The following is a 16,367-nucleotide window of genomic DNA, read 5'->3' as shown; positions in this document are numbered from 1 at the left end:
GAGCTGTTTCGAGAAGGACGGGCTTACGCGGCATTCCGGTCACGCCGGGCAGCGCCGGACCACCTACAGTGGCCCGTATGCGGCTGGTGCTGACGACCGACACCCACGTCCCGAAGCGGGCCCGCGACCTCCCGCCCGAACTATGGACCGCGATCGACGCGGCGGACGTGGTGGTCCATGCCGGCGACTGGGTCGACGTCGGGATGCTGGACGCCCTCGAGACGCGGTCCCGCCGGCTGATCGCCTGCTACGGCAACAACGACGGCCCCGCGCTGCGCTCCCGCCTGCCGGAGATCGCCCGAGCGGACCTCGACGGCGTACGACTTGCGGTGATCCACGAGACCGGCGACGCCAAGGGCCGCGACGAGCGCTGTGCGGCGGCCTTCCCGGACACCGACGTCCTGGTATTCGGCCACTCCCACATCCCCTGGGACACGACGGCGCCCGGCGGCTTGCGGTTGCTCAACCCCGGCTCGCCCACGGACCGGCGCCGGCAGCCGCACTGCACGTACATGACGGCGACGATCTCCGACGGTCGGGTCTCGGACGTGGTCCTGCACCGCCTCGCTCGGTGACGGCCGCCGGGTCAGATCAGCCGGACCGGACCGGCGTCGATCGCGACGCGGAACAGCGAATACGGGTAGCGGCGCAGATCCCGGCCGTTCTGGTACGTGGCCTGCCGGTGCAACTGGTTGGCCGTCACGTACAGATATCCATCCGTCACCGACATGGTGTCCGTCCACAGGAGCCGCGGGTCGTGCACGAGAGTCTCGATCACGCCGTCCGGCAGCCGTCGCAGGATCGCGTTGTGCTCGGCGTTCGTCAGGTAGAAGCGGCCCTTGTCGTCGGTCTCCAGCCCGTCCGAGACGCCGCCCTTGTCCCCCTCGTCCACCACCGTCGCCGCCACCTCGTCGTCACTCATGGCGCGGTCGACCAGGGCGTCCGTGGAGACGCTGTACCAGCGCCGGGACATCAGGGGGCAGTAGTAGAGCCGCTCGCCGTCGGCCGCGATCGCGATGCCGTCCGCGCCCATGGTGACCGGCTCGGGCGGCCCGTCCGCGGGCCGTTCGAGGAACGGCGCGCCCTCCACGACGGGAAGGAAGCCCGGCGGCCGCTCAGCCTTGGTGGACGGGTGGTCGTGCAGGCGCCGCCACGCCGTTCCGCTCCTGAGGTCGACCACGATGATGCCGTTCGGGCCCTTGTCCGACGAGTCGGTGATGTATGCGACCCGGCGCCGCAGGTCGAAGCGCACGTCGTTCAGGTACGTCGTGGGCAGCGCCGTCCCGCGGTCGAAGCAGATCGTGTGCACCACGGTGTCGGTGGCGAGGTCGATGCAGACCAGCTTGGGGCCGCCGACCTGCGTCTCCTCGAACATCGGGGAGCCGGTGTCGAGCACCCAGAGCCGGTTCGCCGGGTCGACGACGACGCTCTGCACGGACACGAACGCCCGCGGGTCGTCGTTGCTGGACGGGGTGTTGTGCGCCTGGTCGGGGTAGGCGACCACGCTGCCGTCCCGCAGCTCGCCGACGGTGAAGACGACCTCATCGCCCCACTTCGGGAAGTTTACGAAGATCCGGCCGCCGGCCGACACGGTGACGCCGGTGGGCATCGGGCCGCAGTCGAACGTGTGCACCGTCTCCAGCGAGCCGATGGGCTCGTCGGTGGGTTGGTCGCTCATCGAAAGCGCATACCCCCGGCACCACCCGGTGAAACAGACAGAACGGGCCCGGCCGGAGCCGGGCCCGCCCGCGGTCTCAGACGCCCAGGTCGACGCTCGGGTAGAGCGGGAAGGCGCCGAGCAGCTCGGTCGCCTGCTTGCTGATGCGGTCGGCGACGGCCGGGTCCAGGTCGAACTTGGCCTTGGACGCGCCGGCCTTCGTCTGCGACAGGACCGTGTGCATCAGCTCGGCGATCTGGTCCATCTCCGCCGTACCGAGGCCGCGGGTGGTCAGGGCCGGGGTGCCGACGCGGATGCCGGAGGTGTACCAGGCGCCGTTCGGGTCCTGCGGGATCGAGTTGCGGTTGGTGACGATGCCGCTGTCCAGCAGCGCCTGCTCCGCCTGGCGGCCGGTCAGGGCGTACTTGTCGACGTCGATCAGGACCAGGTGGTTGTCGGTGCCGCCGCTGACCACGGTCGCGCCGCGCTTGATCAGGCCCTCGGCGAGCGCCTGGCTGTTGTCGACGATGCGCTGCGCGTAGTCGGCGAACTCCGGCCGGCGGGCCTCGGCGAAGGCGATCGCCTTGGCGGCCATCACGTGGCCGAGCGGGCCGCCGAGGACCATCGGGCAGCCGCGGTCGACCTGGTCGGCCAGCTCCGGCTGGCAGAACACCGCGCCGCCGCGGGGGCCGCGCAGGCTCTTGTGGGTCGTCGTGGTGACGATGTGGGCGTGCTCGATCGGGTTGAAGTCGCCGGTGAAGACCTTGCCGGCGACCAGGCCCGCGAAGTGCGCCATGTCGACCATGAAGGTCGCGCCCACCTCGTCGGCGATCTCCCGCATGATCCGGAAGTTCACCTTGCGGGGGTACGCCGAATAGCCACCGACGATGATCAACGGCTTGAACTCGCGCGCCGACTCGCGCAGGGCGGCGTAGTCGATCTGGCCGGTGGCCGGGTCCACGCCGTAGCTGCGCTGATCGAACATCTTGCCGGAGATGTTGGGGCGGAATCCGTGGGTGAGGTGGCCACCCGCGTCCAGCGACATGCCGAGCATCCGCTGGTTGCCGAACGCCTGGCGCAGCTCGGCCCACTCGGCGTCGGTGAGGTCGTTGACGTTGCGCTTCTGCACCTTGGCCAGCGCCGGCGCCTCGACCCGGTCGGCGAGCACAGCCCAGTACGCGACGAGGTTGGCGTCGATGCCGGAGTGCGGCTGCACGTACGCGTACGGCGCGCCGAACAGGGCCTTGGCGTGCTCGACGGCCACCGACTCGACGGTGTCGACGTTCTGGCAGCCGGCGTAGAAGCGGCGGCCGATGGTGCCCTCGGCGTACTTGTCGGAGAGCCAGTTGCCCATCGCGAGCAGCACGGCGGGAGACGCGTAGTTCTCGGACGCGATCAGCTTGAGGGACTCGCGCTGATCGTGCAGCTCTTTGGCGATCGCGTCGGCGATCCGGGGCTCGACGGCGCGCACGGCGTCCAGCGCGGCGCGGAAAGCGGTCGATTCGGCGTTCAGCTCAGACATCGGACCTCCCTATCACAGGTGATGAGGCCCAGGCGCACGGCAGTCACCCCGGTGGGTGGGACCGCTCCCCGATGGTCATCCATCTTGAACGCGCCAGTCACGGCCCGCCGACGAGCATACCGGCGCCGGACGCCTCGGTCACATCCCTTCCAGGCGTGACCGGGTCTTCTCGTCGCAGAGCGCGCCGGCCAGGCCTGCCTCGAACGCAGCATCCTCCGTGACGCCCAGTTGCGCGGCGAGGGCGTACTCATGAGAGAGGTCGATGCCGAACATCGCCGGGTCGTCGGTGGAGACCGAGCAGAGCACGCCGGCCCCGACGAGCCGAGTGATTGGATGGTCGCACTCGGTGGCATAGCCGAGCCGGATGTTCGACGTCGGGCAGACGTCGAGCACGATGCGGCGCTCGGCCATTTCGGTCAGCAGTTCCGGATCGCCTACTGCGGTGATGCCGTGCCGGATGCGGCTCGCGCCCATCCGCAGCGAGGAACGGACCGACTCCGGGCCCGCCGCCTCCCCCGCGTGCGGGACCAGGCCGAGCCCGTGGTCCGCGGCGTAGCGCATGGCCGGCTCGTACGGCTCGTCCGGGAACCGGCCCTCGCGACCGGCCAGGCCGAACCCGACCACACCCCGGTCGCGGAAGCGGACCGCGGCCTGGGCAACGCGCATGCCGAAGCCGGGGTCGGAGCCGCGGTACTGCTCGGGGGTGAGCCGCACGATCACCCCGTGGGTCTCCTCGGCTTCGGCCGCTCCGTCGCAGTATCCCGCCATCATCGCGTCGAGCCCGATCTCGTCGGCCAGCGCCGGATCGGGAGTGAAGATGCCCTCCACGTACACCGCGCCGTGCTGTTTCGCCTCGCCGGCGTAGTCGACGACGATCCGCCGGAAGTCGTCGGGCGTCCGCAGGCAGGCGGTCGTCACGTTCCACAGGTCGATGAAGTGGTGCAGGTCGCGGAAATCGGTGGCGACGTCCGGCACCGGGAGCCGATTACGGCGCGCGATGGCAGTGAGGGTGTCCGGGCGTACAGAACCTTCGAAGTGGATGTGCAATTCGATCCGCGGCACTCCGGCATTGTGCCCGGGTACGAAACCCGATCATTAGCCTGGGCGGGTGAACGGTGTCCAGATCCTGCTCATCGCCGCGGCCGGCATCGCGATCTCCGCGCTCGCGCACCGGCGGGGCATGCAACCCGGCCTCATCGTCGTGACGCTCGCGGCGGCGGTCAGCTTCGTGCCCGGAATGCCGCGGCTCGAGCTGGAGAGCGAGCTCCTGCTCGCGATCGTGGTGCCGCCGCTGCTGTACTCGGCCACCCGCGCCGCCTCGTTCTCGGGGTTCAACCAGAACCTGCGCGCGATCGTGAACCTCGGAGTGCTGCTGGTGGTGCTGACCGCCGGCGCGCTCGGGGTGCTGTCGTCGTGGCTGTTGCCGTCGTTCGGCCTGGCCGCGGCGTTCGTCATCGGCTCGGTGCTGGCGCCCCCGGACACGATCACCACCGTCTCGCACGGCGCGGAGCTCGGACTGCCACGCCGGGTCACCACGATCCTGACCGGTGAGAGCCTGGTCAACGACGCCACCGCGCTGACCCTGTTCAGCATCGCGGTGGGTGCGGTGAGCGGCGACCACGCCACGTGGGGTGGCGGCATCCGGGAGTTCTTCTACAACGCCGGCGTCGGTGTCGCGATCGGGGCCGGGCTGGCGGCGGCGACCCTGTCGATCCGCAAGAAGCTGCGCAATTCCACGCTCGAGACGGCGCTCGTGCTGCTCGTACCCTTCACCGCGTTCCTCCTGGCCGAGCAGGTGCACGCCTCCGGCATCCTCGCCGTGGTCATGGCGGCCTTCTCCATCAGCATCAACACCTCGATGGATCCGCGGCACCAGTACCCGGGCGCGTACCGGACCCGGCTCCAGGAGGAGGCGTTCTGGCCGGTCGTCGACTTCCTCCTCGAGACGTTCGTGTTCGCGTACATCGGGCTGCAGCTCCGCTTCGTCGTCGAGGAGCTGCGCGCGGACGAGGATCCGGGTCTGACCCGTACCCTCGTCGCCGCCGGCGTCCTGCTGCTCGCGGCGATCGTGGTGCGGCTGGTCGCCGTCTACCTGCTGTTCGGCCGCTGGCGGCTGAACGAGCTGCTGAACCGGCGGCGCCGGGAGGCGGACCCGGAACGGGCGCGCCGCGCCGAGGAGCACCGGGCGCGCCGGATGCGCGGCCGGAAGCGGTTCGACACCCCGCTCGGCCCGCCGACCGCGCGGGAGACCCTGGTGGTCGGCTGGACCGGCATGCGCGGCATCCTCACCCTGGCAGCGGCGGCCGCGATCCCGGAGACGACGTCCGACGGCCGGCTGTTCCCCGGCCGCGAGGCCGCGCAGGCGATCGCCCTCGTCGTCACCTTGGGAACCCTGCTCATCCAGGGAACAACCATCCGTTGGCTCGTACGCCGGCTGGGCATGGACGTCCGCGCCGAGCGCGAACAGGCGGCCGCGATGCGCGCCCACGGCGAGGAGATCGCGGCAGGTGCCGCGACGGGCACCGAGGACGGCGACTTCGACCGCCGGCGCAACGCCCTGAGCAGGGCGGTGATGGAGGGCACCCTCGACGAGGAAACCGCCCGGGACCTGATCGGCGAGCTGGACCTGCGCCAGGCCGCCGAGCACACCATGCCGAAATTGCCGTGAAGCCGGCGGCCCTCCCCCGCAGGGTCACGCCATGTCCACGACGCATGTCTCGCTGACGCCTGTCCGCGTTCGCCGCCCCACGCGGCAGACAGGACCATGGTCATGGCGCTCGACCGACCCAAACACGCCCGCGCACGGCGGGCGTTCGGCCAGAACCTGCTCACCGACCCCCGCGCCCTCCGGCGGCTCGCGGACGCCGCCGAAATCGCCCCCACCGACCTGGTGTACGAGGTAGGCGCGGGCCGCGGCCGCACGTCGGCGGAGTTCTGAGCCCCCCGGCTCACCCCGGACGTGCCGGTGGTCTGGCCGGAGCTCTGGCTGACTCTGTTTCACCTGCTGGACCGGTGAGAGCCTGGTCAGCGTAGATACTGCACGCGCCCGGTCTCCAACACGTCCAACGCGACGGCTACTCGCCGCCACACATAAGGCCGGAGACGTTGTTCTGCCTGCTGAGGAGTACAAAACTCAAATGCGGACAGCTCATCATCCGCGATCTCGAGTTCCGCCACTTGGTCATCTGTCAGCTCGCCCCCGTCGAACAGGAACGCGAGCAGATCGTCCCACGGGCCATGCGGCGGCACCCAGTCGACGATCAACAGGCCGGCCACTGTCACGTCCAGGCCGAGCTCTTCCCGCAACTCGCGGCGAACGGCTTCATGTGGCGCCTCGTTGGCTTCCGCCATTCCGCCCGGCACATCCCAGTCCGGCTTGTACCGCGGATCGACGAGAAGGATGCGCCCCTCCCGATCACGGATGAGGATGTCTGCGCTGACCCGCTTACGGGGTTGTTTGGCGTTGCCTTCTGCCAGATAGGCCCGCCAAGCCTCCGGATCACGCTCGTACAGCGGAACGTCAGCGTTCACCGTCTCCCCCAGGCGCCGCTCCATCGCCGACACCGTCCCGCGCCCGCCATTCGTAAAGCCACACCCGCTCTCTGAGCGTCTCATCGAGGCAACTCAAAAAATCGGCAACCAACCGATTGTCACGGTTGGGCTTCAACAGGCGTCTGAGACCAACAAGCTGCTGGAGAACGAGACTCGAGCCAAGTTGCTGAGTGGTCTCCAATACCTCCTGAGCAACGGCGCAGGCCTCGTCCGGCCTGCCCTGGCCGACAAGGACGGTCACCAGGATGAGCTGCCCGAATGCCCGGCTGCGGGTGTGTTCAGCCGAGCGCAATTCAATCACTCGCTGTGCCTGACGTTCGGCCTGAACCAGATCTCCGAGCTGGCGCGAACAGCGCGCAGCCTCGCTCGCCAGCGAGCCTTCGTCGAAGTGGCTGACCCACGGCGATCTCTCCTCTGCCGGCTGAGTATCAAGTACTCGTTCTGCCTGTAAGAGCAAGTGCATGCACTCGTCAGGCCGTTGCAGCGCGGCGAAGCCTCGAGCCTGCATCGCAAGAAGCCGAGCCTCGAGTTCCGGCCACCGCGGACCGCGGGCCAACGCCTCACGTCCTCGGCGCGCATGCCGGATGGCGTCGGCCGGCTTGCCCTGGTGATGGGCGAGGTGGCTCATGCTGGCCAGGATGTGCACGCCGAGTTGGCGATCGCGGCCCAACTTGATCAGATCAAGGGACCGCGCAAAATGCTGCTCAGCAGCACGGTCACGCCCAGCATCGTGAGCCATCCAACCCGCCATCTCGGTCAACGCGGCTGCGGCCGTGAAGGCCAGCGGTCCGTCGCAGCCTGAATCGCCTCCGAACATGCGCGGGGCGACCTCGGCTTGCAAATACTTGACGACCGTGGCGTAGAGGTGGCCGCCACCGACCCGGCGGTCTGCGGCTCGGAACGATCGCACGGCGGAAACGAACTCGTTGCCGCAGGGCGGCAGCCCGAAGGCCGGAGCTTGAAGCGGCATAGGCTGCGGCATAGCTGTGCGTTCTGCTCTGGCTGCACGGCCGCTGCGGCCTACCGACGGCTCACCGGGCAATGTGAACCACAAGAGACGCTCGGGTATTTTCAGAATTCGCGCCCAGCGCGTCAGGCTGTCAAGATGCCGAACGGGTGGACCGTTCTCGATACGACTGATCTGCGCCTGCGTGAGTCCGAGCCAACCGGCTACAACACTCTGCGAAATGCCGTCCTTGCCGTATGCGGCGATGTGCTGCGGATGCTTGCGATAGGCCCGCGACACGCGACCGACGTGCTGAGCGGTAAACGCGTCACGGAACTGGTCGGTGTCCCAGAAGTCTTCCGGCAAGACTTGTGGCTGAATCCTGAGGTCGCGGGCCTTGGCTTGGCAAGGGGCGCACTGCCCGCCCTTGTTGTCACGGGTCAGGCGTGTCCCGCAGCGGCAGTAACGCGCCGAGCGGTTCGCGTCCATGATCGCCCCGAGCCTCCGTGTTGCTCCCTGGGCAGCAATAGTAGAGGTCGAGCTCCGGCCCGGCGGACCGCATACGTCGCATGCATGGCGTTCATACCTCTGCGGTCATGCCCTGCACGGCCCCGCCGCTCCATCCTCGGGTTGCCGGCCACGTCCCGGCCGGCGCGGACGATCTATGACCTGGCAACGATCAGGAGTTAGATGTGAGACATCGAGCGGTACGGGTGTGGTTCAAGCCCTGGAAGAAGCGGTGCACCTGTGGATGCCGGTGGTTTCCCTGTCCGGACTCGATCCGGGTCAACAGGCGCCCGGTGTCCTGGAACGAGGCAACAGTAGCTCTGCCTCCGGTAGGCCCTCGGCCAATGCCCCGCAACGAGCGGTCGCTGATGACTCCTGGCCAGGAATGGCGGACACGGAGGTCGGCTCAATGGGGTTAGCCGCAACAATCCGGCCGGATGTTCTGACCGAAGAGGATCTCATGGGCCTCGTGGCAGATCTGCTGACGCGGCATGAATACCGTTTCATCCCGGACTCCGAGCTTGCCGACATGCAGCGCGCATTGCGGCCGTTCCTGGCTCACCGGGCGGACGGTCAGGTGACCGCCAGCTCCACGAGCTCGGCGTCTCCCGGCCGCCACCCCTCCACCACGACGGCGACATAGCGGGCCTGCTCGCCGAGCGGCCCATAAGTCAGGCCGTCCGCCGAGGCCTCGCTACGCCACGCAGGACGGCGACCCTTCGTCCAGGCGACCCGGACGCTCTCGACGGGAACCACGCCGCCCAGGTCGACCACCATGCGCCCGGCAGGACCCGGACGCCACGAGGTAGCCGGGTTGCCGTCGACCGCGTGATCCGGCGACGTCATGCCCGCCGGCAGCGGTGAGGTCGGGAACGTGGTTCGGCCGCGGGCGAGGTCCGCCGTCGGGGTCACCGGGGCGCCCGGCATCGACACGCTGCGGGATTTGCCGGCGGGTACGCGTACGGTCGCGGACCACGAACCGCAGTGCAGCGTGACGACGGCACGGTGCTTGGCCGGGGCGGTGACGGTGACGTGGTGCGAGTCCCGTACGTCGTACCGGGTGCCGACCGGCGGGTTGCCCGTGACCGTGAAGCGAGGCGGCTCCACGCAGGCCGTACCGCCGTTGAGGCTGACGGGCCATTCGAGGCTGTCCTTCGTCAGCACCTGACTGCCGCGGTAGAGGTTGTGCCGCTCCGGGATGTGGACCGTCACGTTGCGTACCGTGTTCGGTGAAAAGTTGAAGATGCTGAGGTGGCCATCGGCGTCGCTGACCGCCAGTCCCTCGGCGGTGGGCAGTCTGCGCGCGGCGGCCTCGGCCAGGTTCTTCCGGGTGTTCGCGTACCCCTCGATGATCGGAGCCGGCGCGCTGACCGAGGCGGCCGTCACGGTGATCTTTCCCTTGCCGCCGTGGGTGACGATCCCGGCGCGGCCGTCGATGCCTACCCAGCGGGTGGTTGTGCGGGTTTCCGGCACGGCGGCCGCGTCGGTCCAGGTGCGGCCGTCGGTCGAGGTCTGGATGACGAAGCTTTTCCCGTACGCGGCCTCCCACGCGATCCGGACTCCGGCGACCTGGACGGGGGAACCGAGGTCGACGGCGAGCCAGCTGTCGGCGCGGCCGCGCTCCTCACGGGCTACGGCCCAGCGGGTTTCGGGGTTGCCGTCGGTGGCGTTTCGCGCCGCGAACCAGACGTCCTCTGAGGACGCGGTCGGCATCGCGCCCTGGGCAAGGTCGGCGCCGCGTACGTCGAGGACCGAGAAGGTGTAGATCGAGTAGCCGTACTCCGTACCGGGTTCGCGGCCGAGCATGCGGACGTAGCGGGCGTCGCGCGGGGTGAAGGTGATGTCACCGGTCATCTGGTCGGTGAGCTCGGCGTGGCCGCCGGCGAAGGTGAAGGTGCGGGTTCCGTCGAGGCCCGGCACCCCGGGCATGGTCAGGTTGAACAAGGTGAGGCCGCCCTCTCCGGGCAGTCCCGTGCTCGCGTAGACGACGGTGCCGGTGGGCAGCGTGGCGTATCCCGCGTAACCACCCTTGACGGCGAGCACGGTCGCGGTCGCGTCGACGCCGTCCCGCGTCTTGGACCACACTCCGGTCCATCGGCCGGCGGCGGCCGAGCCGGCGGGCAGGAAGGCCGGCGCCCGGGTGTCGACCAGCCAGTTGTCGTGGGCGGGCTGCCAGAGGAAATTCACCATGTCCGGCTTGGTGACCGCCGCCGCGAAGGCCGCCTGCGACTGGTGGACGGTGAGCCCGACCTCGTCGCCGAAATTTCTGGTGCCGCTCGCCTCTCGGAAGAACTGAGCTTTCGGTACGGGCGTGACCGGCGTTCTGCGCAGCTTGTGGAACAGGTACGCGACGGCCAGCTCGGCACGGGCCTCGGGCTCGTACTTCTCCTCGCCGCTGAACTTGGTGAGCCGGTACGTCGGTTCGTAGCGCAGGTACGGCATCAGCCGCTCGGCGAGGTCGGCCTCGGCCCGGGCCGCGTGGCGGTCGCCCTGGACCTGTGCCAGGAACGCGAGCGGGAGCACGTCCCGGCCGTACAGGTGATAGCGGTCGGCGATCATCGGCATGACCGGCTCGCCGGCGTCGCTGGCCAGCAGCCGCAGGGTGCGCCACAGCTGCTCGCCGTTGGGCTGGTGGGTCAGCACCTCGGGCAGCTGGCGGCCGGCCACGAGGAAGTGGATGGCCGCGCGTCCGGCCGTACGCCAAAGTTCTGCCTGGTAGTGCGGGTTGGCGGACCCGTGGTTCTCGACGATGAAGGTGTCGTGCAGGTTATGGGCGGTGCTGCGCCGGTCGACCCGGTCCCCGTCGACCATCGCGGGATTGGCGCGGTCGGCCGCGGGCAGCGCGCTCGCGTTCGACGCCCAGTAGAGAAAGCGCGCTCGCCAGGCCGAGGCCGACGCGGTGTCCGCGGTCCACGCGATGCCGGGTGCCATCGCCTGCGCGTAGACGCCCATCTCCTCGAGCTTGGTGTCGCCGCGCCAGCCGCCGTCGGTGCCGTTCGGCGTCCACCCGTCGCTCATCGGGTCGTCGCCGGCGTTGAGCTGGTACGCGTACGCCGCCTGCCCCTCGGCGATCAGCTGCACCTTCGCCCGGGTGGGCTCGTCGAGGTCGGCCCACATCAGCCGCGCGGCGAGCACGAAATAGAGCTCGAAGGTCGAGTCCCAGAAGAGTCGGCGTCCCCACTCGGTGCCGCCGGCGAGCCGGTTGCTCGCGGCGTAGCGCTGGATGGTCGCGACGGTCCTGGCCTTCAGCGTCGCCGCGTCGACGCTCGCGAGCCGGGGGTCGTAATCGTCCATGCCCAGCAGGACGGCGTTGCCCAGCACGGCCGCGAAGCGGAAGTCGGCGGCCTGATATGCCCCGATCGAGGGATCCCACTGCTCCTCCACCCATTGGGTGTGGACATGCAGCAGTTGGCGATAGATGTCCGCCACCGGGTCGGCGACCGCCACCGGGCCGACTGCCGTCGCCGGGGACGACGTGAACGCGCTGCTCACGCCGCTGATGCCGGCGAGCGTCAGCAGCCGGCGGCGGGACATGGCGAACAAGGAACCTCCCCGGCGGAACAGGATGCCCTGCATACCCTTCGCGTCCGCCCCGAAGACTGTCAAATTGCCCCGGGGCGTGCGGCGGTAGTCGCCGAGACCCGCCGGCCCGGTTGCACCCATCGACCGGTGGGCCAAGTTTCCGGGGCATGACGGTTCCGGAACCAGAACTGCTTGCTTGTTAATTAATGCATCGATGAGACTGGTCAGCACCGTCCCCCGACACCGCACGTTCCCCACAGCGAGGCGCCGGTCCGCAGACATTCGGAGCCGGCGCCTCGACGTGTCCGCTCAGCAAGAGGTTGTCTCCAGATCGGTGGCGTGTGCACGTTCGTGCACCACATTGAGGATGCGCACGTACGTTCCCATCGGCTACGGCGCGCATGAACGTCCGCCTTTACACATTTCGTACGCCGGCCTGATCGTCGTCGATCGATGAGCGCCTAGCGTCCGGGCGATGAAGGTCTCACTCTTTCGTGCCGGAGCGGCGCTCGCTGCGGTGACGCTGTTACTCGGCGTGACAGCTGGATCCTGCGCCGGGCCCGGATCCGAGCCGGGTGGCCCGGCGGGCCGTACGAACGTCGTCTTCGTGCTCACCGACGATCTCTCGGCGAACCTGGTGCAGTACATGCCGAACGTGCAGAGCCTGTCCAAAGACGGTACGACGTTCTCGCAGTACACCGTGACCGACTCGCTCTGCTGCCCGTCGCGGTCGTCGATCCTTACCGGCCGCTTCCCGCACAACACCGGCGTGTTCACCAACGGCGGCGACGACGGCGGTTTCCACGTGTTCCAGAGGGAGCAGGAGCGGGACACCTTCGCCACCACCCTGCAGCAGCGGGGCTATCGGACCGCGATGATGGGCAAGTACCTCAACGGGTATCAGCCTCAGGAGCACGGCGTGCGTCCGGGATGGACCGAGTGGGATGTCGCCGGGGGCGGATACAACGAATACAACTACAACCTCAACGAGAATGGCGTGGTCAAGCACTACGGCAAGGGGCCCGGTGACTACCTGACCACGGTCATCGAGGGTAAGGCGAAGGCGTTCGTCAGCTCGGCGGCCGCGGCGGGCGAGCCGTTCCTGCTGGAGGTCGCCACCTTCACGCCGCATGGGCCGTACGTCCCGGCACCGCAGGACGAGCAGGCGTTTCCTGGGCTGAAGGCGCCGCGCGGGCCGTCCTTCGACAGGGTGCCCACGGATGCGCCGGCCTGGCTGGCCGGGCGGGAGCCGCTGACCGCCGAGCAGATCGCGGCCATCGATACGGCGTACCGGAAGCGGGTGCAGTCGGTGCAGTCGGTCGACCGGATGATCGGGAATCTGCGGCAGACGCTGGAGTCGGCCGGGGTAGCCGACCGCACGGTCGTGGTCTTCAGCTCGGACAACGGCTTCCACCTGGGCGAGCACCGGCTGGCGGCGGGCAAGCAGACCGCCTTCGATCACGATGTGCATGTGCCGCTCGTGGTGGCCGGGCCGGGCGTACGCAAGGGGGTCGCCGTGGGCGCCACAGTGCAGAACATCGACTTGCGCCCGACGTTCGAGGAGCTCGGCGGCGTGCTGCCCGGTCCGGCGGTGGACGGGCGCAGCCTGGTCCCGCTGCTGCGCGGCGGCGGGGCCGCGGGCTGGCGGAAGACCGGTCTGATCGAGCACCACGGCCCCGGCAACGCCCTCGACGACCCGGACAGGCAGACGCCCGCCAGCGGAAACCCGCCGACTTACACCGCGCTGCGCGGGCCGGATTTCACGTACGTCGAGTACGAGGGCGGAGCACGGGAGTATTACGACCGGACCTCCGACCCCGACGAACTCGTCAACACCGCGGCGAAGTTGCCCGCAGAGCGCGCCGCCCAGCTGCATGAGGCGCTGGACAAGATGCGGGAGTGCAAGGGCGACGAAGCCTGCGGCGGCCGATAGCGGGGACTCAGTCCGCCGAGCCCGGCTCGGCCATCTTCCGGTGCATCTCGGCCTTGGCGCGGTCCGGCATGATCTTGGATGCGGCCCCCTGCACCCGGGTCTTCAGGGACCCGGCGACGACCTTCTCCTCGCCCTTCATCAGGGCCTTGAAGCCCTGCTCGGCGACCTGGGCCGGATCGTCTTTCTCACCGGCGCCGACCCGGGTGTCCATCATGTCGGCGCGCTCGAAGAAGTTGGTGTCCGTCGGGCCGGGCATCAGCGAGGTGACCGTGACGCCGGTGTCCTTGAGCTCGGCGCGTACGGCCTCGGCGAAGGACTGCACGAACGACTTCGACGCGTTGTAGACCGCCTGGTAGGTGCCGGGCATCATCGACGCGATCGAGGAGGTGAACAGCACCCGGCCGGAACCGCGCGCCACCATGTCCGGGAGTACGCGCTTGGCGAGGTGCACCGTCGACGTGACGTTGACGTCGATGATGTTCAGCTCCTCGCGCAGGTCGGTGTCGCGGGTGAAGTCGCCGCCGAGCCCACGCCCCGCGTTGAGGGCGAGCGCGTCGACCGGGCGGCCGGTCTCCCGGAGCTGCTCGTACAGCTTCTCGACGCCGTTGTAGGTGGCCAGGTCGGCGCGGACGGCGATGACCTCGTTCTGCCCGTCCCGCCGCAGACCGGCCGCGGCCTGCTCGATGCCGTCGTCCTCCGCGGTGATGAGCAGGTCGTACCCGTGGTCGGCGAACTGCCGGGCGAGTTCGTACCCGATGCCGCTCGACGCTCCGGTGACCACGGCGAACTCGCGGCCGGTGGGTGTAGTCATCTGATTCGACCTCCTCGTCCTCTCATCGCGGTGTGCCCGGCAAGGGACGCGTTAATCCTGGCGATATCCGGGCACTTCCCTGGCGAACGCCGTTCACGAGAGCCGGAGGACCGGATGCGCGCACTTACCTGGCAGGGCACCTCGAAGGTGTCGGTGGAGACCGTCCCGGATCCCAAGATCCAGGAGCCCACGGACGCGATCGTACGGATGACCTCCACCGCCATCTGCGGCTCGGACCTGCACCTCTACGACGTCCTGGGGATGTACATGGAGGCGGGCGACATCCTCGGCCACGAGCCCATGGGCATCGTCGAGGAGGTCGGGCCCGAGGTCACCCACATCCGCCCGGGCGACCGGGTGGTGATCCCGTTCAACATCTCCTGCGGCTACTGCTGGATGTGCAGCCGCGGCTACTACGCCCAGTGTGAGACCACCCAGGTCAAGGAGCACGGCAAGAACGCCCGCATGTTCGGCTACACCAAGCTGTACGGCCAGGTCCCCGGGGGCCAGGCCGAGTACCTGCGCGTGCCGCAGGCGCACTTCGGGCCGATCAAGGTGCCGGAGGGCCACCCGGACGAGCGCTACCTCTTCCTCTCCGACGTGCTCACGACCTCCTGGCAGGCGGCCAAATGGGCCGACGTCGAGCCCGGCCGCACGGTCTTCATCACCGGCCTCGGCCCGATCGGCCAGATGACCGCACGGATTGCCCGCCACCTGGGCGCCGAGCGGGTCATCGCCACCGACAACGTGCCGGAGCGGCTCGACATGGCCCGCCGCCACGGCATCGAGGTGATCGACTTCAACGAGGTCGACGACGTCCCGGCGGCCGTGCTGGACCTGACGTCCGGGCGCGGCGCCGACAGCGTGGTGGAGGCGGTCGGCATGGAGGCGCACGGCACGCCGTTCCAGGAGTTCGCTCAGAAGGCAGCCGGCTTGCTGCCGGACGCGATCGCCCGCAAGGCGATCGACAAGGCCGGGGTCGACCGCATGGGCGCCCTGCGCACGGCGTTCGCGGCGGTCCGCCGGGCGGGCACGGTCTCGATCATCGGCGTGTACGGCGGCCAGGCCGACCCGTTCCCGATGTTCGACCTCTTCGACAAGGGGGTGACCCTGCGGATGGGCCAGGCCCACGTGAAGCACTGGGTCGACGACATCATGCCCCTGCTCACCGGCGACGACGACCCGCTGGGCGTGGATGACCTCGTGACGCACCGGCTTCCGCTGGAGGAGGCGCCGCACGCGTACGAGATCTTTAAGAAGAAGGAAGAAGGCTGCATCAAGGTGGTGCTGAAGCCCTGACGCGGCAGAATACCGCACTGTAGTGGTTCTCTCACGCAAAGTGACTCATACTTTCGGCTAGTCATGACTGGGCCGGTCAGCTAAGGTCGTCTTAACCGAACGGCCCAGCATGCGCGGGAAACGGTGATCCATCGATCGCCGTCCACCCACGAACCGAGACGACACCCTGCCCGACTCGGGCCCGGCTTCCCCCGCCGGACCGGCTCTCCGGACAGGTGCCAGGGAGGACCACGAATGACTGTGACCCAGTCGGCCCCGTCGAAGCACACCGCGACGGCGAACACCGAGGTGCCCGCGGACAGCGCCGCCGATCTTCTCAACGCGATGGCCGCGATGCCGGCCGGTCACCCGTCCCGCGCGTCGCTGCGCGATCGGGCGATCGAGGCCTGGCTGCCGCTGGCCCGCCACCTCGCCCACCGCTACTCCGGCCGCGGCGAACCCACCGACGACCTCGTCCAGACCGCCACCGTCGGACTCATCAAAGCCGTCGACAAATTCGACCCCGACCGCGGCGTCGACTTCTCCGGCTACGCCATCCCCACCATCATCGGCGAGATCAAACGCCACTTCCGCGACCGCACCTGGTCCGTACGCGTCCCCCGCCGCCTGCAAGAACTA

General features: G+C 69.1%; 14 protein-coding genes and 1 riboswitch. Of the genes, 6 read left to right on the top strand and 8 right to left on the bottom strand.

The genetic code is table 11. The features are described from left to right. The first annotated feature begins 77 nt into the window (after positions 1-77). A complete protein-coding gene (locus tag AB0368_RS34015; RefSeq protein ID WP_366158128.1) occupies positions 78-575 on the top strand; it encodes a metallophosphoesterase in 498 nt (165 codons plus the stop codon). A gap of 11 nt (positions 576-586) precedes the next feature. On the opposite strand, the gene AB0368_RS34010 is transcribed toward AB0368_RS34015, so the two are convergent. The 3 genes from AB0368_RS34010 to add all read right to left on the bottom strand — a co-directional run bounded on the left by AB0368_RS34010 (position 587) and on the right by add (position 4,241). Then, positions 587-1,678, bottom strand: a complete 1,092-nt coding sequence (locus AB0368_RS34010) for an L-dopachrome tautomerase-related protein (protein WP_366158127.1) — start codon at positions 1,676-1,678, stop codon at positions 587-589. Positions 1,679-1,754: 76 nt separating this feature from the next. Further along, a complete protein-coding gene (locus tag AB0368_RS34005) occupies positions 1,755-3,179 on the bottom strand; it encodes a glycine hydroxymethyltransferase (protein ID WP_366158126.1) in 1,425 nt (474 codons plus the stop codon). Positions 3,180-3,198: 19 nt separating this feature from the next. After that, positions 3,199-3,290, bottom strand: a riboswitch (ZMP/ZTP riboswitch). Positions 3,291-3,317: 27 nt separating this feature from the next. Beyond that, entirely contained in the window at positions 3,318-4,241 is a 924-nt protein-coding gene (add, locus tag AB0368_RS34000) for an adenosine deaminase (protein WP_366158125.1), read from the bottom strand. Between the two features lie 46 nt (positions 4,242-4,287). On the opposite strand from add, the gene AB0368_RS33995 reads away from it, so the two are divergent. Next, positions 4,288-5,847, top strand: a complete 1,560-nt coding sequence (locus tag AB0368_RS33995; RefSeq protein ID WP_366158124.1) for a sodium:proton antiporter — start codon at positions 4,288-4,290, stop codon at positions 5,845-5,847. A gap of 102 nt (positions 5,848-5,949) precedes the next feature. Next, a complete protein-coding gene (locus AB0368_RS33990; RefSeq protein WP_366158123.1) occupies positions 5,950-6,117 on the top strand; it encodes an rRNA adenine N-6-methyltransferase family protein in 168 nt (55 codons plus the stop codon). 86 nt (positions 6,118-6,203) lie between these two features. On the opposite strand, the gene AB0368_RS33985 is transcribed toward AB0368_RS33990, so the two are convergent. The 4 genes from AB0368_RS33985 to AB0368_RS33970 form a co-directional block, all read right to left on the bottom strand. Further along, on the bottom strand, positions 6,204-6,734 hold the full coding sequence (locus AB0368_RS33985; protein WP_366158122.1) for an NUDIX hydrolase: 531 nt from the start codon (positions 6,732-6,734) through the stop codon (positions 6,204-6,206). After that, the gene (locus AB0368_RS33980) at positions 6,700-8,166 is read right to left on the bottom strand and encodes a DNA-binding protein (protein WP_366158121.1); all 1,467 of its coding nucleotides are present in this window, start codon (positions 8,164-8,166) and stop codon (positions 6,700-6,702) included. Before AB0368_RS33980 ends, AB0368_RS33985 begins: the two co-directional genes overlap by 35 nt. Before the next feature lie 433 nt (positions 8,167-8,599). Next, positions 8,600-8,746, bottom strand: coding sequence for a hypothetical protein (locus AB0368_RS33975; RefSeq protein WP_366158120.1), 147 nt, complete (start codon positions 8,744-8,746; stop codon positions 8,600-8,602). A gap of 11 nt (positions 8,747-8,757) precedes the next feature. After that, positions 8,758-11,718: a discoidin domain-containing protein gene (locus tag AB0368_RS33970; RefSeq protein ID WP_366158203.1), complete on the bottom strand. Its 2,961-nt coding sequence runs from the start codon at positions 11,716-11,718 to the stop codon at positions 8,758-8,760. Positions 11,719-12,181: 463 nt separating this feature from the next. Between AB0368_RS33970 and AB0368_RS33965 the strand changes: the two genes are divergently transcribed. Next, positions 12,182-13,639 (top strand): sulfatase, encoded by a 1,458-nt coding sequence (locus tag AB0368_RS33965; protein ID WP_366158119.1) that lies wholly within the window; start codon positions 12,182-12,184, stop codon positions 13,637-13,639. A 7-nt stretch (positions 13,640-13,646) separates the two neighbouring features. Here the strand turns inward: AB0368_RS33965 and AB0368_RS33960 are convergent, their stop codons facing one another. Then, positions 13,647-14,450, bottom strand: coding sequence for an SDR family NAD(P)-dependent oxidoreductase (locus tag AB0368_RS33960; protein WP_366158118.1), 804 nt, complete (start codon positions 14,448-14,450; stop codon positions 13,647-13,649). Between the two features lie 114 nt (positions 14,451-14,564). Here AB0368_RS33960 and AB0368_RS33955 point away from each other — a divergent pair, with 114 nt between their 5' ends. Together AB0368_RS33955 and AB0368_RS33950 are read left to right on the top strand one after the other, a co-directional pair. Then, the gene (locus AB0368_RS33955; RefSeq protein ID WP_366158117.1) at positions 14,565-15,749 is read left to right on the top strand and encodes a zinc-dependent alcohol dehydrogenase; all 1,185 of its coding nucleotides are present in this window, start codon (positions 14,565-14,567) and stop codon (positions 15,747-15,749) included. 324 nt (positions 15,750-16,073) lie between these two features. After that, the coding region (locus tag AB0368_RS33950) for a sigma-70 family RNA polymerase sigma factor (RefSeq protein WP_366158202.1) at positions 16,074-16,367 on the top strand (294 nt) is incomplete at its 3' end.

This window comes from Actinoplanes sp. NPDC051475 (genome assembly GCF_040689425.1).
Lineage (GTDB): Bacteria > Actinomycetota > Actinomycetes > Mycobacteriales > Micromonosporaceae > Actinoplanes.
This window is presented reverse-complemented; position numbering and strand designations above follow the sequence as displayed.

Excerpts from the sequence above, each read along its gene's own strand:
- AB0368_RS33960 (WP_366158118.1), bottom strand. The coding sequence starts at position 14,450 with ATGACTACACCCACCGGCCGCGAGTTCGCCGTGGTCACCGGAGCGTCG.
- AB0368_RS33970 (WP_366158203.1), bottom strand. The coding sequence starts at position 11,718 with ATGTCCCGCCGCCGGCTGCTGACGCTCGCCGGCATCAGCGGCGTGAGC.
- AB0368_RS34015 (WP_366158128.1), top strand. The coding sequence starts at position 78 with ATGCGGCTGGTGCTGACGACCGACACCCACGTCCCGAAGCGGGCCCGC.
- AB0368_RS34010 (WP_366158127.1), bottom strand. The coding sequence starts at position 1,678 with ATGAGCGACCAACCCACCGACGAGCCCATCGGCTCGCTGGAGACGGTG.
- AB0368_RS33965 (WP_366158119.1), top strand. The coding sequence starts at position 12,182 with ATGAAGGTCTCACTCTTTCGTGCCGGAGCGGCGCTCGCTGCGGTGACG.
- AB0368_RS33990 (WP_366158123.1), top strand. The coding sequence starts at position 5,950 with ATGGCGCTCGACCGACCCAAACACGCCCGCGCACGGCGGGCGTTCGGC.
- AB0368_RS33985 (WP_366158122.1), bottom strand. The coding sequence starts at position 6,734 with ATGGAGCGGCGCCTGGGGGAGACGGTGAACGCTGACGTTCCGCTGTAC.
- AB0368_RS33955 (WP_366158117.1), top strand. The coding sequence starts at position 14,565 with ATGCGCGCACTTACCTGGCAGGGCACCTCGAAGGTGTCGGTGGAGACC.
- AB0368_RS34005 (WP_366158126.1), bottom strand. The coding sequence starts at position 3,179 with ATGTCTGAGCTGAACGCCGAATCGACCGCTTTCCGCGCCGCGCTGGAC.
- AB0368_RS33980 (WP_366158121.1), bottom strand. The coding sequence starts at position 8,166 with ATGGACGCGAACCGCTCGGCGCGTTACTGCCGCTGCGGGACACGCCTG.